The 25,040-nt window shown below is 61.6% G+C and carries 22 protein-coding genes; 16 read left to right on the plus strand and 6 right to left on the minus strand.

All coding sequences use genetic code 11. From position 1 onward, the window contains the following. The first annotated feature begins 20 nt into the window (after positions 1–20). The 8 genes from NWP14_RS17860 (at position 21) to NWP14_RS17895 (ending at position 8,193) form a co-directional block, all read left to right on the plus strand. Positions 21–1,241: an acyl-CoA dehydrogenase family protein gene (locus NWP14_RS17860; protein ID WP_095099076.1), complete on the plus strand. Its 1,221-nt coding sequence runs from the start codon at positions 21–23 to the stop codon at positions 1,239–1,241. A 10-nt stretch (positions 1,242–1,251) separates the two neighbouring features. Next, on the plus strand, positions 1,252–2,460 hold the full coding sequence (eis, locus tag NWP14_RS17865) for an enhanced intracellular survival protein Eis (protein ID WP_095099079.1): 1,209 nt from the start codon (positions 1,252–1,254) through the stop codon (positions 2,458–2,460). 20 nt (positions 2,461–2,480) lie between these two features. After that, positions 2,481–4,235 (plus strand): ABC transporter substrate-binding protein, encoded by a 1,755-nt coding sequence (locus tag NWP14_RS17870; RefSeq protein ID WP_095099083.1) that lies wholly within the window; start codon positions 2,481–2,483, stop codon positions 4,233–4,235. Between the two features lie 9 nt (positions 4,236–4,244). Beyond that, a complete protein-coding gene (locus NWP14_RS17875) occupies positions 4,245–5,885 on the plus strand; it encodes a dipeptide ABC transporter ATP-binding protein (RefSeq protein WP_375215757.1) in 1,641 nt (546 codons plus the stop codon). After that, positions 5,863–6,792: an ABC transporter permease gene (locus NWP14_RS17880; protein ID WP_095099089.1), complete on the plus strand. Its 930-nt coding sequence runs from the start codon at positions 5,863–5,865 to the stop codon at positions 6,790–6,792. The genes NWP14_RS17875 and NWP14_RS17880 overlap by 23 nt, the downstream gene beginning before the upstream one ends. Positions 6,793–6,794: 2 nt before the next feature. After that, positions 6,795–7,784, plus strand: coding sequence for an ABC transporter permease (locus NWP14_RS17885; protein WP_331834809.1), 990 nt, complete (start codon positions 6,795–6,797; stop codon positions 7,782–7,784). An 89-nt stretch (positions 7,785–7,873) separates the two neighbouring features. Beyond that, positions 7,874–8,017, plus strand: coding sequence for an SDR family NAD(P)-dependent oxidoreductase (locus NWP14_RS17890; RefSeq protein WP_198389041.1), 144 nt, complete (start codon positions 7,874–7,876; stop codon positions 8,015–8,017). Next, positions 8,014–8,193, plus strand: a complete 180-nt coding sequence (locus NWP14_RS17895; RefSeq protein ID WP_198389042.1) for a hypothetical protein — start codon at positions 8,014–8,016, stop codon at positions 8,191–8,193. Before NWP14_RS17890 ends, NWP14_RS17895 begins: the two co-directional genes overlap by 4 nt. Before the next feature lie 24 nt (positions 8,194–8,217). Here NWP14_RS17895 and alaE read toward each other — a convergent pair whose 3' ends face one another. Then, positions 8,218–8,655, minus strand: a complete 438-nt coding sequence (alaE, locus tag NWP14_RS17900; RefSeq protein WP_346430709.1) for an L-alanine exporter AlaE — start codon at positions 8,653–8,655, stop codon at positions 8,218–8,220. A gap of 417 nt (positions 8,656–9,072) precedes the next feature. Between alaE and NWP14_RS17905 the strand changes: the two genes are divergently transcribed. Continuing rightward, on the plus strand, positions 9,073–10,311 hold the full coding sequence (locus NWP14_RS17905) for an MFS transporter (RefSeq protein WP_331834810.1): 1,239 nt from the start codon (positions 9,073–9,075) through the stop codon (positions 10,309–10,311). Positions 10,312–10,522: 211 nt separating this feature from the next. Here NWP14_RS17905 and NWP14_RS17910 read toward each other — a convergent pair whose 3' ends face one another. Beyond that, a complete protein-coding gene (locus tag NWP14_RS17910) occupies positions 10,523–10,795 on the minus strand; it encodes a GNAT family N-acetyltransferase (protein ID WP_095099104.1) in 273 nt (90 codons plus the stop codon). Between the two features lie 11 nt (positions 10,796–10,806). After that, entirely contained in the window at positions 10,807–11,037 is a 231-nt protein-coding gene (gene yjdI / locus NWP14_RS17915) for a 4Fe-4S mono-cluster protein YjdI (RefSeq protein ID WP_346430707.1), read from the minus strand. A gap of 260 nt (positions 11,038–11,297) precedes the next feature. Between yjdI and NWP14_RS17920 the strand changes: the two genes are divergently transcribed. The 4 genes from NWP14_RS17920 to NWP14_RS17935 are packed head-to-tail and all read left to right on the plus strand — an operon-like array spanning position 11,298 to position 16,018. Further along, positions 11,298–11,570, plus strand: a complete 273-nt coding sequence (locus tag NWP14_RS17920; protein WP_095099110.1) for a YtcA family lipoprotein — start codon at positions 11,298–11,300, stop codon at positions 11,568–11,570. 6 nt (positions 11,571–11,576) lie between these two features. Then, positions 11,577–12,605, plus strand: a complete 1,029-nt coding sequence (gene mdtN, locus NWP14_RS17925; protein WP_331834811.1) for a multidrug transporter subunit MdtN — start codon at positions 11,577–11,579, stop codon at positions 12,603–12,605. A gap of 9 nt (positions 12,606–12,614) precedes the next feature. Next, positions 12,615–14,555 (plus strand): FUSC family protein, encoded by a 1,941-nt coding sequence (locus NWP14_RS17930; protein ID WP_375215758.1) that lies wholly within the window; start codon positions 12,615–12,617, stop codon positions 14,553–14,555. Next, positions 14,552–16,018: an MdtP family multidrug efflux transporter outer membrane subunit gene (locus NWP14_RS17935; RefSeq protein WP_095099119.1), complete on the plus strand. Its 1,467-nt coding sequence runs from the start codon at positions 14,552–14,554 to the stop codon at positions 16,016–16,018. Before NWP14_RS17930 ends, NWP14_RS17935 begins: the two co-directional genes overlap by 4 nt. Before the next feature lie 45 nt (positions 16,019–16,063). Here the strand turns inward: NWP14_RS17935 and NWP14_RS17940 are convergent, their stop codons facing one another. After that, on the minus strand, positions 16,064–18,805 hold the full coding sequence (locus NWP14_RS17940; RefSeq protein WP_375215759.1) for a LuxR C-terminal-related transcriptional regulator: 2,742 nt from the start codon (positions 18,803–18,805) through the stop codon (positions 16,064–16,066). 276 nt (positions 18,806–19,081) lie between these two features. On the opposite strand from NWP14_RS17940, the gene NWP14_RS17945 reads away from it, so the two are divergent. From NWP14_RS17945 to NWP14_RS17955, 3 genes are all read left to right on the plus strand, one after another. Next, complete coding sequence (locus NWP14_RS17945; RefSeq protein WP_041147129.1) at positions 19,082–19,861, plus strand: acetoin reductase; 780 nt, start codon at positions 19,082–19,084, stop codon at positions 19,859–19,861. A 222-nt stretch (positions 19,862–20,083) separates the two neighbouring features. Continuing rightward, the gene (locus NWP14_RS17950) at positions 20,084–20,725 is read left to right on the plus strand and encodes a TetR/AcrR family transcriptional regulator (protein WP_375215760.1); all 642 of its coding nucleotides are present in this window, start codon (positions 20,084–20,086) and stop codon (positions 20,723–20,725) included. A gap of 20 nt (positions 20,726–20,745) precedes the next feature. Beyond that, positions 20,746–21,921, plus strand: coding sequence for a TCR/Tet family MFS transporter (locus NWP14_RS17955; RefSeq protein WP_375215761.1), 1,176 nt, complete (start codon positions 20,746–20,748; stop codon positions 21,919–21,921). 63 nt (positions 21,922–21,984) lie between these two features. On the opposite strand, the gene NWP14_RS17960 is transcribed toward NWP14_RS17955, so the two are convergent. Both NWP14_RS17960 and fbpC read right to left on the minus strand, forming a co-directional pair. Next, positions 21,985–23,538 carry a peptide MFS transporter gene (locus NWP14_RS17960; protein ID WP_095099131.1) on the minus strand — a complete coding sequence of 518 codons (1,554 nt, stop codon included), beginning with the start codon at positions 23,536–23,538 and terminating at the stop codon, positions 21,985–21,987. A 451-nt stretch (positions 23,539–23,989) separates the two neighbouring features. Further along, a complete protein-coding gene (fbpC, locus tag NWP14_RS17965) occupies positions 23,990–25,036 on the minus strand; it encodes a ferric ABC transporter ATP-binding protein (RefSeq protein ID WP_375215762.1) in 1,047 nt (348 codons plus the stop codon). Positions 25,037–25,040: the final 4 nt, after the last annotated feature.

Below are 25,040 nucleotides of genomic sequence, written 5' to 3' on the forward strand. Positions count from 1 at the left end.
TCGCCCCTAAGAGAGGAACTATGAGCCATGCTCAGGACATTTATGCAGGACTTAACCACCAGGAATTCGTCCACTGGAAAGTAGTGGCTCAGGAAGTCGCGGACCGTCTCTATGCCACCTTGCTGGAGCGCGATCGCGCCAATAAACATCCGTTTGAAGAGATAGACTGGCTGCGTCAGAGCGGCCTGCTCAAGCTGGCGGTGCCGAAGTCGCTGGGCGGTGGAGGGGCGAATCTGGTGCAGGCGCTGGAGATTGGCCGCATTATCTCTGCTGCCGACGGCTCGATCGGCCAGCTGATCACCTACCACTACTCCAACGGTGTCTGGAGCTACATTCTCGGCAACCGCGAGCAGTGGGAGTTTATCGCCCGCGGCGTCGCCAACGAAGGCTGGTTCCAGTCAAGCATCAGCAACCCGCGTGACCCGCGCCTGAAGCTGGAATGGGACGGTAACGATCTCTACGTCACCGGGCGTCGCACTTTTGCCACTGGCGCTGCCGTTTCGCAGGTAATGACCATCGCTGTATGGATAGAGGATCGGCTGGTGCAGTACCAGGTTACCGCCGATCGGCCGGGGATCGTCTTTAACGATGACTGGGACAACCTCGGCCAGCGCCTGACCGCCAGCGGTACGCTGGAGTTCAACCGCGTGCGTCTTCAGGAGAAAGATCGCCTCACCGGGCTGGAGGAGAAGCCGGAGAGCGCGCTGCTGCGCAACGCCCTGCGCAACCAGTTCAGCCAGTTGATTTTTGTCCACTTCTACCTCGGCATTGCCGAAGGCGCGCTGAAGCAGGCCGCCGCCTATTTCCGTGACACCGTACGCCCGTGGCCGGAGTCCGGCGTGGAGAGCGCGCTGGAAGACCCGTATCACCGGCTGAAAGCGGGCGAGCTCTCCTCCGATCTCGCCGCCGGGATCGCGCTGGCGGAAAAAACCGCGCACGCCTTCCAGGATGCCTTCCATGCCGGCGACGATCTCACCGAAACCCAATGGGGCGAACTGGCGCTACTAACCGACCAGGCCAAGGTCATTGCCAACAACGTGGCGCTAAAAATCAGCAACGAGATCTTTGAGCTGACCGGCGGGCGATCCACCAGCAATCAGTACGGGCTGGACGTTTTCTGGCGTAACGTGCGTACCCACACGCTGCACGATCCGGTGACCTATCGTACGCGAGAAGTGGGCGACTACGTGCTGAGCGGCAAGCTGCCGACGCCGCGCGTCTACTCGCCGCCGAAACGCTAAGGAAGCGACGATGCCGGAGATTCGGATTATCTATGACCCCGCCGAGCTGCTCGCTGCCGCGACGCTGTTTCGCCAGGCGATGTTCGGCCTCCCCGGGGGCGTCACGCCGGTGGAGGCGTGGGCCGAACGCTACGTGGTGCCGGGGCGCGTTTATACCGCTTCGTTCGACGGCCAATTAGCGGGCACCAGCAACAGTTTCCCCGGCGAACTGACTCTGCCGGGCGGCCAGCGAGTGCCGCATGCCGCCGTCACCCACGTCGGCGTCCTGCCCCACTTCAGCCGTCGCGGCGTGCTGCGGGCGCTATTCAGCCAACAGCTGGCCGATCTTTACCAGCAGGGGGTAGCCGTCGCCACGCTGCGCGCTTCGCAGGGCACCATTTACGGGCGCTTCGGCTACGGTATCGCCACGGCTATTCAGGATCTTAGAGTTGACAAACGCGAGCTGTCATCGCTGCCCGCCGCCGAAGGTGATATTCGCCTGCTGCCTCACGCCGACGCCTGGGAGGCGCAACAAACCGTCGTGACGCGCTACCCGCAGCGCCACGCCGGCACGCTGACCCGCTGGCCGCAGTGGTGGGCGCTCCAGCAGCATCGTCTGGCGCACAGCAGCCTGAACCATTATGTGGCGCTGGCGCTCAAGGATGGCGAGCCTCAGGGCTTTGTGCGTTATCACGCCAGGCCCGACGACAACTGGTTGTACAGCGCTGAGCGCACGCTGGTGGTTGACGATCTGCACGCCGCTGACCCGCAGATAGCCGCGCAGCTGTTCGGCTATCTGCTGCAGCTTGATATCGCGCGCTATATCGAACTGCCGCACCGCCCGGTGGATGACGCCCTGCCGCTGCTGCTGGCAAATCCTCGCGCGGTGCAGCAAGTCAGGCGCGTCGACGAAAGCTGGCTGCGAATCCTCAACGTCGAGCGGACGTTTAACGCCCGAGCCCTTGGCGACGGCGAGGCGCTCACGCTGGCGATTGATGACCCTCTGATTGAGGCAAACCGCGGCGTCTGGCGGCTATCGTCTGGCGGCATTCAGCGCAGCGCCGGCCAACCGGATATCTCGCTTGGTATCGATGCGCTTGCCATGCTGCTGCTCGGCGAATACACCGCTCACCAGCTCGTGGCCGCACGCCGTATTCAGCCTCACCATTCGCAGTCCACCGCGCGTTTGACGCGCTTGCTGGCCTGTCATGAACATCCCTGGTCGGGAATTTTCTTCTAACTTTTTCTGGAGATTTTTTGATGCACAGCATTCGTTGGCCCCTGATGGGCCAGGCCCTTTTTGTTGCCTTCATCACTAGCGCAATGGTTCCGGCGTTTGCCGAAGAGGCTGCGCCGCAGCCCGGTGGCACGCTGAAGATTGCCTCATTACAGCCGGATCTTGACGCCTTCGATCCGCTGACCGGCTACTCGGTTGACTCGTGGGAGATCCTGCGGGCGGTCACCCGCCAGCTGGTCACCTACCCCGGCTCGACCAGCAGCCTGAAGGATGACACCACGCTGGTTGGCGATCTGGCAAAATCATGGGACGTCAGCGCCGATGGCAAAACTTACACCTTCCACCTGCGCGACGGTATTCGCTTCGCCGGGCCGACGACGCGCCCCATTGTGGCAAAAGACTTCGTCTACGCTATCAAGCGTTTCTGCGATCCCAACAAGCAGGTGGCGGCGGTGAACTACTTTAACCTCGCTTTCTCCGGGTTTGCCGATTACTGCCAGGCGTTCAGTAAAGTCGCTACCGGCGATCTTGCCGCCAGCAAGGCGTTCATTGACGGCCACGAGATTGCAGGCGTCAGCGCGCCAGACGACAAAACGCTGGTACTGCGCTCCGACAGCAAAAACTACGACTTCCTCAACATTCTGTCGATGAACTTCGTCACCCCGCTGCCGGAAGAGGTCGCTTCGCGCTACTTCCCGGACTCACAGGAGTTTCGCAAAAACTTTCCGTCCAGCGGGCCGTATGAAGTCGCCAGCTACGCCAGCGGCCAGAAGCTGGTATTAAGCAAAGTGAAAGACTACAACCACGCGGAAGACCCGGCGCGTAAAGCCTGGGTTGACGCCATCGAGGTGAGTTTTACCGGCAACAACGAAGACAGCGTGATGCAGCGTATTCAGGCGGGCGATGCGGATCTGTCGCTGTACCTTGACGTACCGCCGCAGGCCGCGGTTCGTCAGTATCTGCTGAAAAAGAGCCCGTATCTGCACGCCGCCAACAGCGGTGCGGCGAACTTCATCGCCATTAACGCTCAGCCGCAGGCGAAGAGCGCCGGCGCAACAGCCCTGCGCGACCTGCGCGTGCGCCAGGCGTTGGCCTACGCGGTGAACAAGTCGCACCTGGTGCAGGCGCAGGGTGGGAAAATCGCCGCGCTGCCGCTGGGGCAGATTATCACCAGCACCCTGCTCGGCCATGAGCCGTTCGATCCGTACGCCACCACGGACAGTAAAGGCGACCCGGAAAAAGCCAAAGCGCTGCTGAAAGAGGCCGGACTGGCGGATGGGCTGACGTTGGATCTGGTCTATCGCGCCAATAACCAGTTCAGCACCCTGGCGGTGATCCTCAAAGAAGATCTGGCCCGCTCGGGGATTCGCCTGAACCTGATCCCGGTGCCGCCGCCGCAGTTTATGTCGTATTTACAAAGCCCGGAAAACCGCTGGGATCTTGCACTCGGTCAGACCTCCCCTGACTGGCAAGGTCCGGCGACGCGCATGCTGCTCGGAGGCTGGCTGAATTCAGATGCCTCGCCATGCGGGCGCGGCAACGTCTACGCCATCTGCTACAGCAACGACAAGCTGAACCAGTTAGCGAAGCAGGCCTACAGCTCGGACAACCCAGGCCCTATCTGGCAGGAAGCTGACCGCCTGGTCTCCGCTGACCTGCCGTGGATCCCGCTGTTTGAGAAACGCCGCATTGCGGTGACGTCTGAGCGCGTCACAAACTGGACGTGGTCTTCGCTGGCGACCCAGGCCGATATCACCAATATTGCGCTGAAGCCTTAAGGGGGCGTCATGCCATTACTCAATGTACGCGACTTAACAATTGGCCTTGACCCGCGTAGTACGCTGGTCAAAGGCGTCAGTTTTCACGTCGAGCCGGGAGAAACGCTGGCGGTAGTGGGCGAGTCAGGATCCGGGAAAAGCCTGAGCCTGCTGGCGGTGCTTGGCCTGTTACCGACGCAGATGCGCGTGCAGGGAGAGATTGTCTTTAACGACCAGCCGCTGCACGCCTTTACGGCGAATCAAAAGCGCCAGCTGCGCGGCGCGCAGATAGGCTACGTGTCGCAGGACCCTCTAAGCAATCTGCACCCGCTGAAAAGCGTCGGGCGGCAAATCGAGGAGGCGATCCTCGCTCACCGGCGCGTGGGGCGTAAGGCCCTACGCACGCAGGTGCTATCGCTGCTGGCGGAGGTAGGCATTGCGGATGCCGCCCGCCGCTATCACGAGCGTCCGGCGAAGTTCTCCGGCGGCCAGCGCCAGCGGGTGATGATCGCCATCGCCATTGCGTTGAATCCGTCGCTGATTATCGCTGATGAGCCAACTACCGCGCTGGACGCCACCGTCCAGGCCTCAATTCTGCGCCTGTTGAAGCGGCTCCAGCGCCAGCATGGCTGCGCGCTGGTGTTTATCAGCCACAACCTACGGGTGGTGGCTGATATTGCCGACAGGATCGTGGTAATGCAGCACGGCCAGGTTGTCGAACAGGGTGCAGCACGCGCCCTTTTCGACGCGCCGCAGCATGACTATACCCGCTCACTGCTGCAGGCGGGCTGGCATCCGCGCGCCCCGTCTCCCTTCCGTTACGACGAGGCGACGCCGCTGCTGGAGGTGAGTCAGGTTTCGCGCAGCTTTGTCAGACCCTCGCGGCTCTGGCCGGGAAAAGCGGCCGCGCCGGTATTGGATGGCATCAGTTTTAGTCTGCATGAGGGGGAAATTCTCGGCCTGGTCGGCGAGTCCGGCTCCGGGAAGAGCACGCTGGGGCGCATCGTCGTCGGACTGGACCGCCCGGACGGCGGCACGCTGACGCTGGCGGGCCAGCCGTGGAAGGAGCCGGGTAGCCATCACCCGGAACGCCACGCGGTGCAGATGGTGTTTCAGGATCCCTACAGCAGCCTCAATCCACGGCGGCGCGTTGACGACACGCTGGCTCAACCGCTGCAGCTAACCGCCCTGCGCGAACGCGGCCAGCCGCTGTCGCCGCTGGCGCTAAGGGCGGCTATCGACGATCTGCTGGCGCAGGTGGAGCTGCCCGCTTTAGCGGCCTCGCGCTACCCGTCGCAGCTGTCCGGCGGCCAGCGCCAGCGGGTGGTTATTGCCCGTGCGCTGGCGATGAAACCGAAGCTTATCGTCGCCGACGAGGCGGTGTCGGCGCTGGATATCACCACCCAGCACCGCATCATTCAGCTGTTTACCCGACTACGTAGCCGCTATGGCCTGTCACTTCTGTTTATTTCGCACGACCTCGATGCGGTGGCGGCGCTGTGCGACCGCGTATTGGTACTGCAGGCAGGGCACATTATCGAACAGGGCAGCACCGAGCAGATCTTCCAGCGGCCCCAGCACGCATGGACGCGCCTGCTGCTTGCGGCCATTCCCGGCACCGGCCATCGTTTTAGCGAGGAGGTAGTCTATGAGTCAGCCGCTGCTTTCTGAGCCGTTCGCCCTCCCGCCTGTGACGTTCTGGCAGAGGCTGTGGCGGGAACCGAGCGCCCGTCGTGGACTGGTGATTGTGGCGCTGATGGTACTTGCGGCGCTAGCTGCGCCAATGGTCGCCGCATGGCTAGGTCATAGCGAAACCGGGCAGTTCCGTGATAGCGCGCTGTCGGATATGGGCCTTCCCGTAGGGCCGAGTGCAGCGTTTCCGCTCGGCGCGGATGATAACGGTCGCGACGTGCTGGTGCGCACCCTGTACGGCACCCGCATTTCGCTGCTGATCGCCGTCCCCGCCACCACTCTGGCAATGCTGATTGGCCTGTTCGTCGGGCTGTTTGGCGGCTATCGCGGCGGGCGCATTGACGCGCTGTGTCAACAGCTGATCAATCTGGTACTTTCGTTTCCGTTCGTGGTCACGGCGCTCAGCCTGCTGGCGCTGAATCAAGGCGGCGAGAGCGGTCCTCGCGTCGACCCTGTGTGGGTCGTGATCTTTGTGATTACCTTCTTCTCCTGGGGCTACTTTGCGCGCCTGAGCCGAGGGCTGGTGCTGGATCTGCGCCAGCAGGAGTTCGTGGCTGCCGCGGTGCTGATGGGTGAAAGCCAGTGGCGCATTTTGTGGCGCGATATCATTCCCGGCGTGTTGCCGACGATGGGCGTGTACTGGGCCATCCAGCTACCTACCAACATCATCGCTGAAGCCACCCTTTCCTTCCTTGGCGTAGGTATTCCCGCACCCGCCGCAAGCCTTGGCAATATGATTGCCGACGTGCAGCGTTCGGCGATGTATCAGGTACAGCCGTGGTTTCTGGCTGCACCCGCGCTGGCGCTGTTTTTCATCGTCCTCGGTTTTAACTGCCTCAGTAGCGGCCTGCGTGACGTACTGGACCCTCATCTGGAGCGACGATAGTCATGACTTTTTCCACTCTGTTTAACACGCTGCTGCGTAGCGCCCTGACGCTGCTGCTGGTGCTGATCGTCGCCTTTTTACTCACCCGTATCGCCTATCAGGATCCGGCGGTGATGCTGGCGCCGCGAAACGCCACGCCAGAGGCCGTTGAGGCTATAGCCCGGGCGCTGCACCTCAACGATCCCTGGTATCAGCAGTTGCGCTATTTCCTGCTGCGTGGCCCGGAGATCCAGGGCGCGCCGGTGGGCATGCTGCACTGGCCGCCAGCGCTGGGCTACTCGTTCCGTTTCCAGACGCCGGTCACCCAGCTGATTTTGGAGAAGGTGCCGGTTACGCTGTCGCTGGCGCTGGGCGCGCTGGTTATCTGGACGGTGGTGTCGCTGCTCACCGGCGTGCTGGCGGCACGCTACCGCGACCGCTTTGTCGACCGCCTGCTGGCGTTCTTCGCCTACGTCGCGCTGTCGCTACCCACCTTCCTGAGCGGGATGCTGATTATCTTCTTCCTGTTTTATCAGCTGTCGCTGCATAACATAAACTGGTTTCCTGCTGGCGGCTATGTGGCCCTGCGCGATGACCCGTGGCAGTGGGCGCGGCATCTGGCGCTGCCGTGGCTGACGCTGACGCTGGCTGAAACAGCTATTTTTCAACGCGTGTTGCGCAGCAGTATGCTCGACGTGCTGCACAAGGACTATATCCGTACCGCGCGGGCAAAAGGGGTGCGCGAGTGGCGGGTATACTTCGATCACGCGTTAAAGCCAGCGCTTAGCCCGGTATTGATGCTCACCGGGCTGGAGCTGGCGGCGATTATGGGCGGCGCAATTGTCACCGAGAAGATGTTCGGCCTCGACGGCGTCGGACGGCTGGCGATTGATGCGGCGCTGGACGGCGATTTCCCGGTAGTGATTGGCACCACCATTTTCGCCGCCTGCGTGTTTATTGTCTCTAACCTGTTGACCGATCTTTTTCACCGCCTGTTTTTACGGAGTCAATGAAGGTGTAAGCACCCCGTATCTATACCTGGTGGCGATGGACCGGCACGATGGTGCAGAAAACCAGCGGAAAGAAATCTCGGTGAAAGGGTATGCGCGCTCAGGCATGGGGAAGAGTCATTAATATTTCGAGCCTGGCAGCGCTGATGCCGCCGGACAAGAGGCCAGATTATGCTGCGGCGAAGGCCGGGAGATTACATAACGTTATTCCTGTTCGGGGCGGTTGCAAACGGTGAATACCGTTTCACCCGGCACCATTCATAGCTCCAGCCTGGATAAAGCCTTTCGTCAAACGGCTAAAAATATCGGGCTGGCTTACGATGCGCGGTGGGAAGACATTGACCGGTCGGTGCTTCCCATGTTCGCCCAGGTTCCGATGGGCCGCGTTGGTGGCATGTGGCCCGGACTCTAAAGGCGCAGCGGGTCGTAGCCCCGCTCAGCTGTTCAATGACATCGGCTTACTCCCCCCAGGAGGCAGGCCAAATAACCGACGCACCCAGTTCAGAAACGCGCCGTAAGGCCTGCCCAGACAAAGCATCATCAGCGCGGCGCCGAGAGTGCCTCGAATCAGCCCGCTTCCCGAGGCGCCGCTGAAGGCAATGATCAGCGCATAGATCGGCACCTGGAAACTGACCAGGGCCGCGCTGTCCCATAGCAGCTGAGACACCCGCCCAGGGCCGGCGCGCCGCATCAGCCAATCCCGCCAGATGCCGTAGGGTCTTGCGACCGGAACCATCAGGGCCGCTCCCAGAAGACGGGCGTGGAGAACCTGCTCCCACGTCATACCGGCTATCACCCGTTCGTTAATAATGCCGGTTGTCGTGAAGAAGAGGATCAGCGCAGCGGTATCTGCAATAAATGCGGTCCGACGCATCGACCGTTCCGGGGGTTGAGGCAAATTACATTTCCTGTCGTGGTGGGGGGATTAAACGTCTTCTCATTCACCGAGAAGCTTAAAACTATAGCATACGGGCATTTTGCAGGACCGCGGCCGCACGCAGGTGCGATATCCGGCGCCACTCATTGCGGCGGCCCTGACCTCCCGCCGTAACCGAAACCATTTACCTGCCGCTCCCCCCAGATTACAGGCCTGTTAATACTTAGACGCGCATGCTGAAACCCATTTAAGATAATCAACCGCATGCTAAGCGCACGCCTCGCCACTGTCCGCACGGACAAGATGCCGCACTCTGCAATGTGCAAAAAAAGATAACAAGCGCCCGTTACGGGCTGCTCACCAGGCCGGTACCACGATGCTGGCCGGAATATTGGCTTTGAATGGGATAAGACTATGGGTTCACTGGTATCCGCAGCGGACGATTCGCTGCTGCGGCACAGGTCGTTCGTCACTTTTTGGCTGGCGCGCACCTGTTCATCGTTTGGCTTTCAGATGTTTTCGGTTGCCGTTAGCTGGCAAATTTACGCCATCACTCACAGCGCGATGGCGCTGGGGATGATCGGCCTGATGCAGTTCCTCCCCTCAGTGCTGCTGGCCCTGCCCGCCGGACACCTCGCGGATCAGTTCGATCGCCGGCGCATTGTGCTGTTAGGCCAGTTCATCGAATGGGCGGCCTTACTCGGGCTGGTGGCGCTGACGCTGCTGCACTGGGCGGACAAAATTGAGATTTGGGGGCTGGTCTTCTTAATCTCGGTGGCAAAAGCGCTGGAGTGGCCGGCGATCACCTCGATGCTGCCGGCGCTGGTGCCGCCGCCGATCCTCGCCCGCGCGATGGCGGCCAGCTCCGTTGGGGGACAGGCGGCGGTGATTATCGGCCCAACCCTGGGCGGCCTGCTGTACGTGGCGGGTCCGGAAGTGGTGTACGGCGTCTCCGCCCTGTTCTATCTGTTCTCGATTGTGCTGGTGAGCCGGCTGCGCTACGAGCGGCCGCCGCAAACCCGCCTGCCGATGAACCTCAAGAACCTGTTTGCCGGCGTGCATTTTATCCGCGAGAGAAAAGACGTGCTGGGGGTGATCTCGCTCGATCTGTTTGCCGTGCTCCTCGGCGGGGCGACGGCGCTGCTGCCGATCTTCGCCCAGGATATTTTGCACACCGGCCCCTGGGGGCTGGGGATGCTGCGCGGTGCGCCATCGGTCGGCGCGCTGCTGGTGGGCGTCTGGCTCAGCCGCAACAAGCTGGAGAAGAACGTGGGCCTGATCATGTTCGCCTCGGTGGCCGGCTTTGGCCTGGCGACGCTGCTGTTTGCGCTCTCGACAAAGCTGTGGCTCTCCCTGCTGGCGCTGGCCGCGCTGGGCGGGTTCGATATGGTGAGCATGGTCATTCGCGGCGCGCTGGTGCAGCTGGATACGCCGGATGATATGCGCGGCCGGGTGAACGCGGTGAACGCCATCTTCATCAATACCTCAAACCAGCTTGGCGAGTTTGAATCCGGCCTGCTGGCGGCGTGGATGGGCGCCGTACCGGCCGCGGCGCTTGGCGGGATTGGCACGCTGGTGGTGGTGGCGGTATGGATGACCATTTTCCCGCATCTGCGTAAAAGGCAGAAGCTGGAAAATGAAGGCACCCGCTGATAGCAGAAACAAAGCCTGGAGATGCGGCGTACTTTATGCGCGAAGCCGGAAACGTGCTGCTGAAATAATATTGACGGGCACGGCTCCGGCAAAAAATTATGGCTAAGCTCTTTCTCAACGAAATAAGCGCCAAAAAATAGATCCCGGATGCGAGGAGCGCGCCTGCGTTCATCCCTGAAATTTAGCGCCGGCGAAAGCCGGCGTATTTATATCAGGCGCGGATATCATCGTATTCGCGGGTATTATCAAACTCATGTTTAGCAAACGGACATAGCGGGATAATTTTACGCTGCTCGCCGCGCATTTTTTCCACCACCTTCGCCACCAGCCGTTTACCTACGCCCTGCCCTTTCAGGCTCGCGTCCACGTCGGTATGTTCAATAATGCTGAGATGCTCCCCGGTGGGCACAAAAACAATTTCGGCAACCTGATTGCCCTCGGCGTCATTGACGTAAAACTTGTTGTGACCTTCCAGTATTTCCATCACGTCCTCACTTATTTTTGGCGATACTTCAGGGCGCCGCTCGGGCAGGTCTCAATGACGCGCACGACCGTGGCGACATCCACCTCATCCGGCACGATCCACGGCTTACGTTTCAGATTGAAGAGCTTCGCGCTACCGCGTACGCAATTCCCCGAATGCTGGCAAATTTCCGTATTGAAGTAGACATCGATTTTCTCTCCCCTGTAGGCGCGAAACCCCGCGTCCAGTAGCTGCTTATCCATGACATTACCCCATTATTTTTATTGTTCAGATCCTAAGCATAGTCCTGGCGGGAGGCGCTGACTACGGGCAGCAACAGAAACCCTCCGCCTCTATTTCGCCGGCCCCGGCGCCATTAATGCAAAATAAATGCGTTGATATTCACCAGTTTTGTAAAACCGAGCCTCAACCGGAGGCAGAAATATAGGCCTTGAGTCTTCCTGATTGCGCGCAGGGGGATTAAACTCATTCCACAATGATATGAGCGCGCAGGTACCCTCCCTTGAATCGTATAGTGAAGCTGGCCCCTCCGGCACTATTATTAACCTCGCCTTTAATTTCCGGCTGCTCTTTATCGCCGGCGATCCCGGTATTAGGCGCCGCATTTCCAGGCTGGTTCTTCTGTTTATTGGGCGGCGTATTTTTACTCATTCCCTGCCATATCCTGATCGTCCGCCGGGGCTGGCAGTCGCGATTTTCGCCGCTGGTCTTCAGCTACCTGGCGCTGATGTTCCTGTTCGCCACGATCCTGTGGTTCCTTTTCTTTGTTAACTAAGCCGCTATGACAAACTCCAGCCCAAGCGTATTACGGAAAAAGTGGCCCCTGCTGGCCCTCGTCCTCGCCGCGATCGTGGCGCTTATTGTGGTTATCTGGCAGCTCCAGACCTCGCCGGCCACCAACGACGCCTACGTCTATACCGACACCATTGACGTGGTGCCGGAAGTGAGCGGGCGGATCGTCGAGATGCCGATCCGCGACAATCAGCGGGTGAAAAAAGGCGATCTGCTGTTCCGCATCGATCCGCGCCCCTACCAGGCGATGCTCGACGATGCCAAAGCCCGGCTGACGACCCTCGATGCGCAAATCATGCTGACCCAGCGCACGGTTAAGGCCCAGGAGTACAACGCCCGGTCGGTGGCCGCCGCCGTAGAGCGCGCCAGGGCGCTGGTTAAGCAGACCACCTCTTCCCGCACCCGCCTTGAGCCGCTGGTGCCGCAGGGCTTTGCCTCGCAGGAAGATCTCGACCAGGCGCGAACCGCGGAAAAGGCCGCCCGCGCCGAACTGGAGGCGACGCTGCTGCAGGCGAAGCAGGCCTCCGCCGCCGTCTCCGGCGTAGACGCGATGGTTGCCCAGCGGGCGGGGATTCTGGCGCAGATTGCGCTGGCGGAACTGCATCTTGAATTTACCGAAGTCCATGCCCCCTTCAACGGCGTGGTGGTGGCGCTGAAAACTACCGTCGGCCAGTACGCCTCGGCGCTCAAGCCGGTATTTACCTTAATGGATGACGACCGCTGGTACGTGATCGCCAACTTCCGCGAAACCGATCTTAAAAACGTCCGCCCCGGCGTTCCGGCGCGGGTCACCGTCATGACCAACCACGACAGATCCTTCGCCGGGGTGGTGGACTCCGTGGGCTCCGGGGTGCTGCCCGAGGGCGGGAGCGTGATTGAAGGCCTGCCGATTATTCAGAAGAGCATCAACTGGGTCCACGTTTCCCAGCGCTTCCCGGTGAAGATCGCCGTCAAAGATCCCGACCCTGAACTGTTCCGCATGGGCGCCTCCGCCAGCGCCGTGCTTCAGCCGCAGTAAGGGGAAGGCATGCAAAACATGTGGTCATTTCTGAGCCGGGAACTCCGCGATGTGCCGGGCCGGGCCAACTATACCCTGCGCCTGACGCTGAGCTGCGCGGTGCTGATCGTCCTGTTTATGACCCTGCAGATCCCCTTTCTGGCCGTCGCGCTGATCGTGGTGTTTTACGTCAGCCAGCCTAACGTGCTGATGATTAAGCTGGTGAGCGTGGTGTTTTTTATCACCGTCAGCGTGGCGCTGGGCAGCGTGCTGCTGATCATCAAATGGACCTATGATTATCCGCTGATCCGCCTGGTGGCCTCGGTATTCCTGTTTTTCGGCGCGATCTACCTGATGCGGGTGCTGGGCAAGCTGGGGATGGCCTTCTTCGTGGTGGCGCTGGTGGTTATCTACGCGCAAACCTTCCCGTCGATGACCAGCCAGAGCGAGATTCTGGTGCGCCTGCTGCTGTGGCTGTGGGTGGTTATTAATACCGCCATTGTGGTCACGCTACTGGTTAACGCCTGTTTTCAGCAGGCGTTTCCCGGCTACCAGCTCAAGGCGCGGATCGTCGTGCTGCTGCGCCAGGTTGCGCAGCTCCTCGTTCAGCCGGGGCCGCTGAAAAACCAGCCGACGTTTAAAGAGATCGCCGAAAACTTTGCCCAGCTAAACTCGCTCTATAAGCAGGCCACCCGCTCCAGTCCGGAGATTGCCGCCGACCCTCAGGGGTGGCAATCGCTGATGGCCGCCGCGCTGCATTGCTATCACCTTGCCGCACTGCTTCAGCCGGGGGATGACCATCCCGCAGAACGCCAGCAGCTCTCCGCCGCGCTCTCGGCGCTGGCCGGGAACCTGCACCCCGACGCGCTGCCCGCGCAGCCGGAGATCGTCGCCCGGGATACCGCCAACGGCGTGATCCTGCAGGAGATGGCCGCCACCCTGGGCAAGCTGGCCCGCAGCGAAGCGGTTGCGCTACCGGCCGGGGAAGAGGAAAAAGCCCCGCTGCTGCTGCCCGATGCCTGGAGCAATCCGGCCTACCTGCACTTCGCCCTCAAAACGCTGCTGGCGACCCTGCTGTGCTACGTTTTTTATACCGCCGCCGACTGGCAGGGTATTCATACTATTATGCTGAGCTGCGTGATTGTCGCCCAGCCGGGGCTAGGGGCGACCCTGCAGAAGACCTGGCTGCGCATCGGCGGCGCCCTGCTCGCGACCCTGCTGGCGCTGCTGCTGATCGTCTACGTTCAGCCGCATACCGAGTCTATCGTCGGGCTGCTGGGGATGACTCTACCGGTGATGGCGCTGTCGGCCTGGATCGCGGCCGGCTCGGAGCGCATCGCCTACGCCGGGATCCAGATTGGCTTTACCTTTTCGCTGGCCTTCCTCAACTGGTTCGGGCCGCTGGCCAATTTAACCGAGCTGCGCGATCGGGTTATCGGCATCCTGCTCGGGGTGCTGGTCTCTTCGATCGTCCACCTCTACCTGTGGCCGGATAGCGAAGCCGTGCAGCTAAAATCTCGCCTGGCGCGGCTCTACCGGCAGATCGCCGGCTACCTGCGCGCCGGGGATGATGAGGTCAAGCTGGTGCCCCTGTTCCACTCCCTGAACGGTGCCGAAACGCTGATGCATCGGGTGGCGGCCGAGCCGCTCAACGCCTGGGCCCACCCGCATCCGGAGGCCAAAACCTGGCCGGTCAAAGCGACCTGGCTCCAGGCCCAGGAGATCGTGCGCTTAAGCGAAGGCTACCGGCTGTACGCCGCGCCGGGAGATGATTTCCTGCAGCGCAGCGCCGCGCAGCTTCAGGCCTACGCTGATGATATCGAACGCCAGCAGGCCGCGCCGGAGCCGCTCCGCGGGCTTCATCCGGATCGCCGCAATCCCTTTGGTCCGCCGCTGGCGACATTACTGACGACATTACCGACGTGGTCGTCCGCACCTTCAGCTATTCCGCGACAGGCAGATAAGTCATGAGAAAAATGGACACCGCAGCACGCTATCTGCGCTACTCACCCCTCGCTTTCCTCCTGCTCGCCGGGTGCGCGCTGATTCAGGACGAGCCCGCGCAGGTCAGGATAGTCAACCCTCAGCAGGCGGAACTCGCGCAGGTGATTCATCTGGCGAACAGCGGCTGGCCGGCGGCCAGATGGTGGGAAGGCTATGACGACGCCCAGCTCAACATGCTGGTGAACCGCGCGCTGCAGAACTCCCCGACCATGCAGGCCGCCCGGCTGCGCATTTCGCAATCGCAGTCAACCGTAGAGCTGGCGCAGTCGGCAATGGGCGTGCAGGCCACCGCGGTGGCGGCGCAAAACCGCCTGCGGGTGACCAATAAGCAGTTCACCTGGCCCTACTCCTACTCTCTGCCGGTCGATAAAAACGGCCCCTGGTACACCCTGAATACGGTGGGCGTCGGCGCGACGCTGAATATCGATTTATGGGGCGCCGACCGCGCCCACGTCGCGGCGGCCATCGGCGAGAAGAACGCGCGCCAGGCGGAAACCGCCGGTATCGAGCTGGATCTCGCCAGCAGCGTGGCGCAGCTGTACTTCGCGATGCAGGCCACCTTCCAGAAAATCGAGCTGCTCAACCAGCTGGAAGAGATTGCCCGCCTGTCGGTGCAGGCGCACGAGCACCGCACCCGCCGGGGCGTGGAGGATAGCGTCGATATCGCCAACGCTCAGGCCGAGCTGCTGGCGGCGCAGCAGCAGACGATTGCCGCCAAAGGCACCCTGACCCAGTATCGCGAAACCCTGCGCGCGCTGATTGGCGCCGACGCGCACAGCATGCCGGAGCTCCACCCGGTTCCGCTGCCGACGCTGCAGGAAACGCTGCCCGACTCGCTCTCCTTCGAGCTGCTGGCCCGCCGCCCGGATCTGCAGGCGCTGCGCGGCTACGTCAGCGCTTCGTTAAGCCAGGTCGATGCGGCGAAGGCGGCATTTTACCCGCACTTTGATATCAAGGCCTTCTGGGGATATAACGCGCTGAGCGTCGGGGATCTGTTTAAATCGACGTTCCAGCAGATCAACCTGCTGCCCGGCCTCTATCTGCCGATCTTCGACGGCGGCCGCCTGAACGCCAATTTGCGCTCGGTGCGCACCGCCAGCAATATTCTGATTAAGCAGTACAACCAGGCCGTTCTCGACGCCGTTCGCGACGTGGCGATAAGCTCAAGCCAGCTCAACGATCTCAACCAGCAGGCGGCGCTACAGAAGCTGAAGGTGACCGCCGCCCTGGCCACCACCCACAGCGCCAGCGCGCACTATCAGCGCGGGCTGATCAGCTACTACGCCGCCCAGGAAGCGCGTCGGCCGGCCATCGCCCAGCGGCTGATGCTGCTGGATATCCAGGCCCAGCGCCTGAGCACCGACGTGACGCTGATCAAAGCGCTGGGCGGCGACTATCGCAGCCCGCTGGCTGAAATCAGCGCGAAGTAACGCGTCCGGGGCGGCGGACGCAGCCCCGCAGAAGTGACCGCGCGCTTAGTTTAATAGCTGCCACTCTCGCGCCTGATTGACCGCCTGGATGCGGCCGCTGACCTGCAGCTTTTCGTACAGCTGCTTGAGATGCCATTTCACGGTTTCCGCCGAAATCCCCAGCTCCCGCGCCATTCCCTTATTCGAGTAGCCTTCGGCAATCAGGCGCAGGGTTTGCCGTTCCCGCTCGGTTAAGCGTACGGCTACCGGCGCGGAGCGCCCGGCGTTAACCGGGACTCCGGCGGCGGCAAACTGCGCCAAAAGCTGCGTCAGATCGGCGCTGAACTCCGCCCCTGCCGCGCCGCGTTTAGCGATCAGCTGCAGTAACGACGCCAGCGCCGGGCCGCCGTCCAGCAGACTGCGCAGCAGCTTCTGGCGTATTGCCCGCCGCAGCGCGGGAACGCCGACCGCGACGGCCTGATCCTGGGCATTCGCCTGCCACAGGGCCTGCGCCTGCAGCAGCCGCAGGCGCACGGCGAACAGCCACTCCCCGCAGCGCTCCTGGGCGGTCGCCAGCGCATCGAGCCGCTGCGCCGCCGCCATCGGCTCCCCTTGGGCCATCAGCACCCGACTGTGGCTTAAGGCCAGCGAGGCGTGCGCCACATCGCTTTTGCCCGCGTCGCCGGCCAGCGCCTGCAGCCGGGAGAGCAGCGCTTCGGCGGCGGAGGTATCGCCGTCCTGCAGCAGTTGGCTGATTCGCTCGGCCAGCAGCGGAGCCTGCGCCCGCAGCCACCCGCGCTGAACCGCCAGCCCTTCGGCGTGCAGCAGCAGCGACGCCGCGTCCTCCCTGCGGGCGTTGAGTCGCGCCAGCTTCGCCAGCACGATGTAGCAGCGGCTGAAGCCGTCGGGGGGACAAAAATCATCGATCATCTCCAGGCGCAGCGTCAGCAGAGCATCAATGCGCTGCGTCTCCCCCTGCTCCCAGGCGATTTCGGCGAGGATCGGCGCCAGCGTCGCGCCGCTGCTGGAGCGGGCGCCGGTCTGCCGTTCCGCAGCATGCAGCGCCCGGCTTGCCTGGCGTTCCGCCTCCGCCAGATTGCCCTGGCGCAGGTATCCCTGGGCCATGACGAAGGCCCGGTACACGCCGACGAACAGATTGCGGTTGGCCTCGCGCGCGCCCGATACCCGCTGCTGCACGTCGAGCGCCTGCTGAGGCCGGGAGTTGGCCAGATGACAGTAGCTGAGAATATTGCACACCAGGCCATCGACCCACACGTCGCCGCAGGGCACCTCCCGCAGCAGCGGCTCGACGATGGCAATACTCTGCGGAATATTCTCGGCAAAGGCTTCGCAAATCGCCCGCACCACGCGCAGCTTCACCCACGAGCTGTGGGCTAATCCTTCGCCGCTGGCCGTCGCCAGCGTTTCGAGCGCATCAAGCAGCCGGCGGGCATCCTGAAAGCGAAAGCGGTGCGCCAGCGCCCATGCGAGGTTAATTTGCAGCTCGATCCGCGAAGGGTCCAGATCCGCCGGCAGATAGCCGAGCCAGCGCACCATCGTGTCGATATCTCCCTCTTCCGCCAGCGACTGCGCCCCCGCTTCCGCATGCCCGGCGCCGCCCTTACCCGCGGCAAGGGCGTGGCGTATCGCCTCTGCCCACAGCTGCTGTCCGGCAAACCAGCTGCCGGCGCGCTCGTGCAGCTGGCGAATATCCTCCTCGCCGCCGTGCTGCAGGCGAGAAAGCAGCGCGTCGCGCATCAGCGGATGGTAGCGAAACCACAGCCCGCCCTCGTCGAGGGCGGAAAGAAACAGGTTGCGCTGCGCAATCCATGCCAGCATCGCTTCGCCGTTAGCTTTGCCGGTCACGGCGTCGCACAGCGCCGGATGCAGCCGGTTGAGCACCGACGTTTGCAGAAGGAAGTCGAGCACCTCGGCGGGCAAAGGGGCAAAAATGACTTCGTCAAGATAGCGGGCGATTGAGCGCGATCCGGCGTTCAGCCCGCCTGCAGCCGGATGGGAAGGCGCGCGGCCGCTGGATAAGGTGGCCATTTTCATCCCCGCGACCCAGCCTTCCGTCAGGGCCACCAGCCGGGGGATCTCCTGCTGGCTGTATCCCGGCGATAGCGCGGCGGAAAAATAGGCGCTGGCTTCGCCGACGTTAAAGCGCAGCTCGCTATCATCCACCTCCACCAGCTGATCCTGCATTTGCAGCCGGCTCAGCGCCAGCGTCGGCTGGCAGCGGCTGCCGATAATCAGGTGCAGGGCGGGCGGGGCGTGGTTCAGCAGCCAGCTTAGCCCCGCATGGATCGCCGGGTGGGAGATGTTCTGGTAGTCATCAACAATGAGATACAGCGGGTGCGAGCAGCGGTGGAGCTGGTTAACCAGCTCCGCCAGAAACAGCGTGAAATCGGCCGCAAGGCTGTCATCAGCCTGCTGGAGAAACGCCGGGCTCCACCCTTGCCACAAGGGCGCCAGCGCCGCCTGAAGATAGCGCATAAACAGCGGCGGCGGGCCGTCGTCTTCATCAATGCTCAGCCAGGCGATGGCATCCCCCTGCTGCTGCCGATGATGGTACCACTGGGCCAGCAGGGTCGTTTTGCCGAACCCGGCCGGGGCGCACACCAGCGTCAGCGCGCTGCCGGCGGCGGCATCCAGACGCTGCAGCAGGCGGTCGCGCAGCTGCAGCGAGCCGGGTGAACGAGGCGGCGTAAAGCGGGTGGCGATAAGCGGCAGTTTGCGTGTAAAACCCAAAGGTTGTTCGGGAACAAATTCACTCAGCGAGTCATCCGTTAAGGGCAAAAATTCCATCGTGCCGTTACCTTTTCATCCAGTCCATCCCCCGAGTGTAACTCAAGGAGAGGAGGTTGAACCAAGCCATCGCTGCGATCCCAGGGCGCTGCCCGCCTTTTCGTCGCTGGCCCCCTTATCCCCCCCAGCTGGGGGGTAGGCCACGTTTATCCGCCGCTATACAGTAGTTCCATTCTCTGGCGCTGATGCTCCCCTGGCCCGCTGCGCCCTTCTCGCGCCGGGCCTGCTACGCATCGGGCCGCCATCGTTTATTAATCAGTTCAAGGTGAGTACAGAATGGCTATCGAAAATAAAGTGGCGTTGGTCACCGGCGCGGGTCAGGGCATTGGCCGCGGGATTGCTTTACGTCTGGCTAAAGATGGCGCGTCGCTGATGCTCGTCGACGTCAACCCGGAAGGAATTGCCGCCGTCGCGGCTGAGGTCGAGGCCCTGGGCCGCAAGGCGGCCACGTTCGTGGCGAATATTGCCGACCGCGATCAGGTTTACGCCGCAATTGACGAGGCGGAAAAGCAGCTGGGCGGCTTTGATATTATTGTTAACAACGCCGGTATTGCTCAGGTGCAGGCGCTGGCCGACGTGACCCCGGAAGAGGTCGATCGCATCATGCGCATCAACGTCCAGGGCACGCTGTGGGGCATTCAGGCGGCGGCGAAAAAATTTATCGACCGCCAGCAGAAAGGTAAAATCATCAACGCCTGCTCCATTGCCGGACACGATGGCTTCGCCCTGCTGGGGATCTATTCCGCGACCAAATTTGCCGTACGCGCGCTGACCCAGGCGGCGGCCAAAGAGTATGCCAGCCGCGGCATCACGGTCAACGCCTACTGTCCGGGGATTGTCGGTACCGGCATGTGGACCGAAATCGACAAACGTTTCTCCGAGATTACCGGCACGCCGGTCGGTGAAACCTACAAAAAATACGTGGAAGGCATCGCGCTGGGCCGTGCCGAAACGCCGGACGACGTGGCCAGCCTGGTCTCCTATCTGGCGGGCCCGGACTCTGACTACGTTACCGGTCAGGCGATCCTGATCGATGGCGGCATCGTCTACCGCTAAACCCTGAAGCCGGGCCGCCTTCACCCCGCGGTTCGGCTGGTATTGCCCTTCTTCCGCACGCCTTCTGCCGCTTAACTTCTGACTTAACTTCTCGCTTAACTTCACCCGCACGCCTGCCGGCTATGCATCATAGCGCTGGACTTAATTTTATATCGATCATAATATTTTACCCGACATAAAATTATCCTGTCGACATCGACATCAGCCCGACGGAGCAAATACGTGAATACCCCCCAACATACGCAGGGGCTGCGTGAGCAAAAAAAGCGCCTTACGCGTCAGCAGCTCTCCAATACCGCCACCGAACTGTTTATTCAGCACGGTTTTGATAACGTCACCATTGCCGATATTGCCGCAGCGGCCGGCGTCTCGAAAATGACCGTGTTCAACTATTTCCCGCGTAAAGAGGAACTCTATTTCGATCGCATCGACGAAATCCACCAGCTGCTGCAGCAGGCCTTCGATCGGCATCCCGGGCTGGCGCCGGTCGCGGTGTTCTCCGCGCTGGTCCAGGAGCTGATGAGCCAGCAGCATCCGCTGGTCAGAATGGATCGGCGGGTGGCGGCGTTCTGGCAGGGCGTTCACGCCAGCCCGTCGCTGCAGGCCTACGCGCTTGAGCAGTTTGCCCTCCTGACCCAGGCGCTAGGCGCCATGATCTCGTCGCGCCTTCAGCGGCCCGACCGGGACCCGCTGGCGCAGCTGATCGCCAGCATCGTGCTCAACGGCTGGCGCATTGCCTTTAGCGACGCGCTGCGCCTGCAGCAGGACCAGCCCGCAGACGCCGTTCGCGAGCATTTCCTCGCGCTTCTCGAACGTAGTTTTCATGCCGCCAGCGCCGCCGCGCAGGATACTCCCTATGCGTAGCGCCCCGCGTTGAGCCGACCATGAACAGAACCCTGAGCGTTATTTTTATCACTATCTGGCTCGACGCCGTCGGCATCGGGCTTATTTTCCCGCTGCTGCCGCAGCTGCTTAAAGAGGTGGTTCACACCGCCGATATCGCCCCTTATATCGGCATTCTGGCGGCGCTGTACGCCCTGATGCAGTTTATTTTCGCCCCCCTGCTCGGCGCGCTAAGCGATAATTTCGGCCGCCGCCCGATACTGCTCATTTCACTGGCCGGGGCGGCGCTCAACTATCTGCTGATGGCTTTCTCCAGCCATCTTTGGCCGCTGCTGCTCGGGCGGGCTATCGCCGGCCTCACCAGCGCCAACATTTCGGTGGCGATGGCATGGCTGACAGACGTGACGCCGGCGGAAAAGCGCGCCGGCCGCTTCGGGCTGTTCAACGCCACTTTCGGCGCGGGATTTATTATCGGTCCGGTGCTCGGCGGCGTACTGGGCGATTACGCCCTGCGCCTGCCGTTCCTCGTCGCCGCAGTGCTGAACGGCGCTAACTTCCTGCTGGCGCTGCTGGCCCTGCAGGAGTCGCGCCGGCCGGCGAAGCGCAAAATGGCGCTCGCCGAACTCAATCCCCTCCGGCCTATGCGCTGGCTATTCTCGGCCAAAGGGCTGCTCAGCATCGCGCTGGTGTTCTTTTTCTTAAGCGCCACCGGGGAGGTCTACGGTACCTGCTGGACGCTGTGGGGGCAGGATATGTTTCACTGGAATGGGCTGTGGGTTGGCCTGTCGCTGGGCGCGTTCGGCGTGTGCCAGACGCTGGCGCAGGCCTTTTTGCCCGGCCCGGCAGCCCGCAGGCTCGGCGAGCGCGGGGCTATTCTCTGCGGCATCGCCAGTGCCAGCATAGCGCTGATTATCCTGTCGCTGGCCCACCAGGGCTGGGTTGTCTTTGCGGTGATGCCGCTGATCGCCCTCGGGGGCATCGGCGCGCCCGCCCTGCAGGCGCTGGCAACCCGCCAGGTCAACGCCGATCGGCAGGGGCAGCTGCAGGGCGTACTGGCCTCCACCGTCAGCCTGGCGTCGATCGTCGCGCCGCTGGCCTTTTCGTCGCTCTATTTCGGACTCAGAACATGGTGGCCCGGGGCCATCTGGCTGTCGGTGGTGGTGCTGTACGCGTTTGCCGTGCCGCTCATTTACCGCTGCACGCGCCGGGAGCCGTAGCTCGCAGACGAAAAAAAGCCGGCGCATCAGGCGCCGGCTTGCAGGATCTCGCTTCTTTTACCGTCAGGCGTTCGCCGCCGGCTGCTGTGCGGTTTTGGTCTGGGTATTTTCCAGCATCCGGCGTACCGGAACAATCAGCACGCAGAGTACGGCGGCGCAGATCAGCAGCGCGATCGAGCAGCGGGCGAAGAGGTCCGGCAGCATATCCAGCTGGTCGGCCTTCACGTGCCCGCCAATCAGGCCGGCGGCCAGGTTACCCAGCGCGCTGGCGCAGAACCAGAGCCCCATCATCTGACCACGCATTCTTTCCGGAGCCAACAGCGTCATGGTCGCCAGACCAATCGGGCTCAGGCACAGCTCGCCCAGCGTCAGCATCAGAATACTGCCGACCAGCCACAGCGGCGATACCCCTGCCCCGCCGTTGCTCAGCACGTTTTCAGCGGCCAGCATCATCAGACCGAAGCCGCCGGCGGCGCAGAGAATACCGATAACAAACTTGGTGATGCTGCTCAGACGGACGTTTTTACGCGCCATCGCCGGCCATGCCCAGCTGAATACCGGCGCCAGCAGAATGATAAACAGGGCGTTAATCGACTGGAACCATACCGCCGGAATTTCGAAACTGCCGATGGTGCGATTGGTGTAGTCGTTGGCGAACAGGTTAAACGACGTTGGCTTCTGCTCGAAGGCCGACCAGAAGAAGGCGGCTGAGACCAGCAGGATAAAGCACACCAGCAGGCGAGCGCGCTCTTTGCGGCTCAGGCCGGCAAAGGCGAACAGATAGATAAAGTACAGCGCGACCGACGCCGCAATGACGTACACCAGCGTACTGGCGACCGCCACGGGGTTAATCACGATAATGCCCTGAGCAATCAGGGTAATCACCGCCGCAACCCCAATCGCCAGCGCCAGCAGCCAGGCGCCGACGCCGTTTTTCTTCGCCACCGGACTATTCCAGGTGGAGTCCAGCCCCACTTCACCGTCATAGCGTTTCATGGCCGGAACGGCGAACAGGCGGAAGATAACCAGCGCTACCAGCATCCCGATACCGCCGATGCCAAAGCCCCAGTGCCAGCCGTGGGATTTGATCAGCCAGCCGGAGATCAGCGGGGCAATGAACGAGCCCATATTGATGCCCATATAGAACAGCGAGAATCCGCCGTCGCGGCGCGCGTCGCCCTTCTTATACAGCGTGCCGACCATCACCGAGATACAGGTCTTAAACAGGCCGGAACCGAGCACGATAAACATCAGCCCGATGAAGAACAGGGTGTCGCCCATCCAGGCAGAGAGGGCAATCGACAGATGGCCGAGCGCAATCAGAATCGAGCCATACCAGACGGCCTTCTGCTGACCCAGCCAGTTATCCGCCAGCCAGCCGCCCGGCAGCGCCGCGAGGTACATGCTGCCGGCGAAGATGCCGACGATCGCCGACGCGTTTTCGCGCGCCAGCCCCATTCCGCCGTCATAGACGGTGGCGGCCATAAACAGGATTAATAGCGGGCGAATGCCGTAAAAAGAGAATCGCTCCCACATTTCGGTAAAAAACAGCGACCCTAGCGGATAGGGATGACCAAAGAAGGTCCGACTTTCGTTTTTATTAACAGAGGAATGCATAACTTCTCCCAATAAGGTGCGCCGAAGCGCCTGTAAATCGCGGAAAGCGCGTTGACCATTTTTTCATTTGGCCAATCATTTACTTAAAATTTAATATTATTTAACCATTTGATAACCGGATAGTGGTTTTGTCTAGCCCCTTACCCAGACTTTTTAGATGAAAAGTCGACAAACGTCTACTTTTATAGATTTTAAGTTGGTCCAGGCGTGAATGCTGTTGACATTGCCATCTCGGGGATTTTTATAATTTTATTGTTTATAAACATAAAGTTAATGAATATCCATTCAGCAAAGATGGATAGCCAGCGGCGGCGGAATAACGTGATTAAAAGTAGGGTAAATACGCGGTTGGCAGAGTCTGTGTCGGGAAAGGCTGATAAATACGGCTATTGATTTGGCGCCGGTCGTCGGGTGCCAGCGGCCCCCCGCCGCTAAGCAGGGGGCCAGACGCCTATACGGCGTCCTGTAAAATAAACATCCCGTACGGATGAATCTGCAGGAAGTAGCTATCCCCGACGTCAGGCTGCAGGCGGGTGGCGTTGATTTGCAGCAAAATCTGCTGGCCGTGCCACTCAACGATCGCCTCATACTGCGGCCCCATATAGGCCACGTGCCGGATGACGCAGCGCTGGCTCTCAAGCCCCTGCTGGCTGAGGGTAATCGCCTCCGGGCGGACGCCAACGGTGCCGCTTCCGCTGGCGGTAAAATGCGGCGGACGCGGCAGACGATAGCCGTGGATCTCCACGCAATCGGCGCTGAAGCTGGCCGGGAACAGGTTTGCGTCGCCCATAAAGCTGGCCATAAAGCGCGAAGCGGGCTGACGGTACAGCGCCTGCGGCGAGCCAATCTGCATGATGCTGCCTTTGTTCATCACCAGCACCGTATCGGAGACCGCAAAGGCCTCGCTCTGATCGTGAGTGACGTACAGCGAAGTAATATTGAACTGCCTTTGCAGCTCGCGGATCTTATCCCGCATGCTGCGGCGCAGGTTGGCGTCAAGGTTGCTCAGCGGCTCATCGAACAGCAGCACCTTCGGCTTGAGGATCAGCGCCCGGGCCAGCGCCACGCGCTGCTGCTGCCCGCCGGAAATCTGATCGACAAAGCGATCTTCATATCCTTCCAGGTCGACCATCGCCAGCGCCTCTTTCACCCGCGCTTTTGTCTCGCTGCGCGATACGCCGAGCATCTTCAGGCCGTAGCCGACGTTCTCCCCCAGCGACATATGGGGGAACAGCGCGTAAGACTGAAACACCATGCAGATATCGCGCTGCTGAATTGAGCGGTGGGTGACGTCTTCGCCATCGATAAAAATCTGCCCGCTGGTGGGTTTTTCCAGCCCGGCCACCAGCCGCAGCACCGTGGTTTTCCCGCAGCCGGACGGCCCGAGCAGCGTCACCATCTGCCCCTGCGGAATGGCAAGATTAATGGTTTCGATAACGGTGTTATCGCCAAAGCGTTTGGCGACATTGCGCAGTTCAACGAAATGTTTTTGAGTCATAGAA

The organism is Klebsiella sp. C349492, from assembly GCF_042055345.1.
Classification (GTDB): Bacteria; Pseudomonadota; Gammaproteobacteria; order Enterobacterales; family Enterobacteriaceae; genus Klebsiella; species Klebsiella scottii.

What these genes read in the sequence shown, in the direction of transcription:
- yjdI (WP_346430707.1), bottom strand. Translation starts at nt 11,037, where the DNA reads ATGGATAAGCAGCTACTGGACGCGGGGTTTCGCGCCTACAGGGGAGAG.
- NWP14_RS17875 (WP_375215757.1), top strand. Translation starts at nt 4,245, where the DNA reads ATGCCATTACTCAATGTACGCGACTTAACAATTGGCCTTGACCCGCGT.
- NWP14_RS17910 (WP_095099104.1), bottom strand. Translation starts at nt 10,795, where the DNA reads ATGGAAATACTGGAAGGTCACAACAAGTTTTACGTCAATGACGCCGAG.
- NWP14_RS17960 (WP_095099131.1), bottom strand. Translation starts at nt 23,538, where the DNA reads ATGCATTCCTCTGTTAATAAAAACGAAAGTCGGACCTTCTTTGGTCAT.
- NWP14_RS17935 (WP_095099119.1), top strand. Translation starts at nt 14,552, where the DNA reads ATGAGAAAAATGGACACCGCAGCACGCTATCTGCGCTACTCACCCCTC.
- NWP14_RS17870 (WP_095099083.1), top strand. Translation starts at nt 2,481, where the DNA reads ATGCACAGCATTCGTTGGCCCCTGATGGGCCAGGCCCTTTTTGTTGCC.
- NWP14_RS17955 (WP_375215761.1), top strand. Translation starts at nt 20,746, where the DNA reads ATGAACAGAACCCTGAGCGTTATTTTTATCACTATCTGGCTCGACGCC.
- NWP14_RS17930 (WP_375215758.1), top strand. Translation starts at nt 12,615, where the DNA reads ATGCAAAACATGTGGTCATTTCTGAGCCGGGAACTCCGCGATGTGCCG.
- NWP14_RS17945 (WP_041147129.1), top strand. Translation starts at nt 19,082, where the DNA reads ATGGCTATCGAAAATAAAGTGGCGTTGGTCACCGGCGCGGGTCAGGGC.
- alaE (WP_346430709.1), bottom strand. Translation starts at nt 8,655, where the DNA reads ATGCGTCGGACCGCATTTATTGCAGATACCGCTGCGCTGATCCTCTTC.
- fbpC (WP_375215762.1), bottom strand. Translation starts at nt 25,036, where the DNA reads ATGACTCAAAAACATTTCGTTGAACTGCGCAATGTCGCCAAACGCTTT.
- NWP14_RS17885 (WP_331834809.1), top strand. Translation starts at nt 6,795, where the DNA reads ATGACTTTTTCCACTCTGTTTAACACGCTGCTGCGTAGCGCCCTGACG.
- NWP14_RS17905 (WP_331834810.1), top strand. Translation starts at nt 9,073, where the DNA reads ATGGGTTCACTGGTATCCGCAGCGGACGATTCGCTGCTGCGGCACAGG.
- NWP14_RS17880 (WP_095099089.1), top strand. Translation starts at nt 5,863, where the DNA reads ATGAGTCAGCCGCTGCTTTCTGAGCCGTTCGCCCTCCCGCCTGTGACG.
- eis (WP_095099079.1), top strand. Translation starts at nt 1,252, where the DNA reads ATGCCGGAGATTCGGATTATCTATGACCCCGCCGAGCTGCTCGCTGCC.
- NWP14_RS17860 (WP_095099076.1), top strand. Translation starts at nt 21, where the DNA reads ATGAGCCATGCTCAGGACATTTATGCAGGACTTAACCACCAGGAATTC.
- NWP14_RS17940 (WP_375215759.1), bottom strand. Translation starts at nt 18,805, where the DNA reads ATGGAATTTTTGCCCTTAACGGATGACTCGCTGAGTGAATTTGTTCCC.
- mdtN (WP_331834811.1), top strand. Translation starts at nt 11,577, where the DNA reads ATGACAAACTCCAGCCCAAGCGTATTACGGAAAAAGTGGCCCCTGCTG.
- NWP14_RS17890 (WP_198389041.1), top strand. Translation starts at nt 7,874, where the DNA reads ATGCGCGCTCAGGCATGGGGAAGAGTCATTAATATTTCGAGCCTGGCA.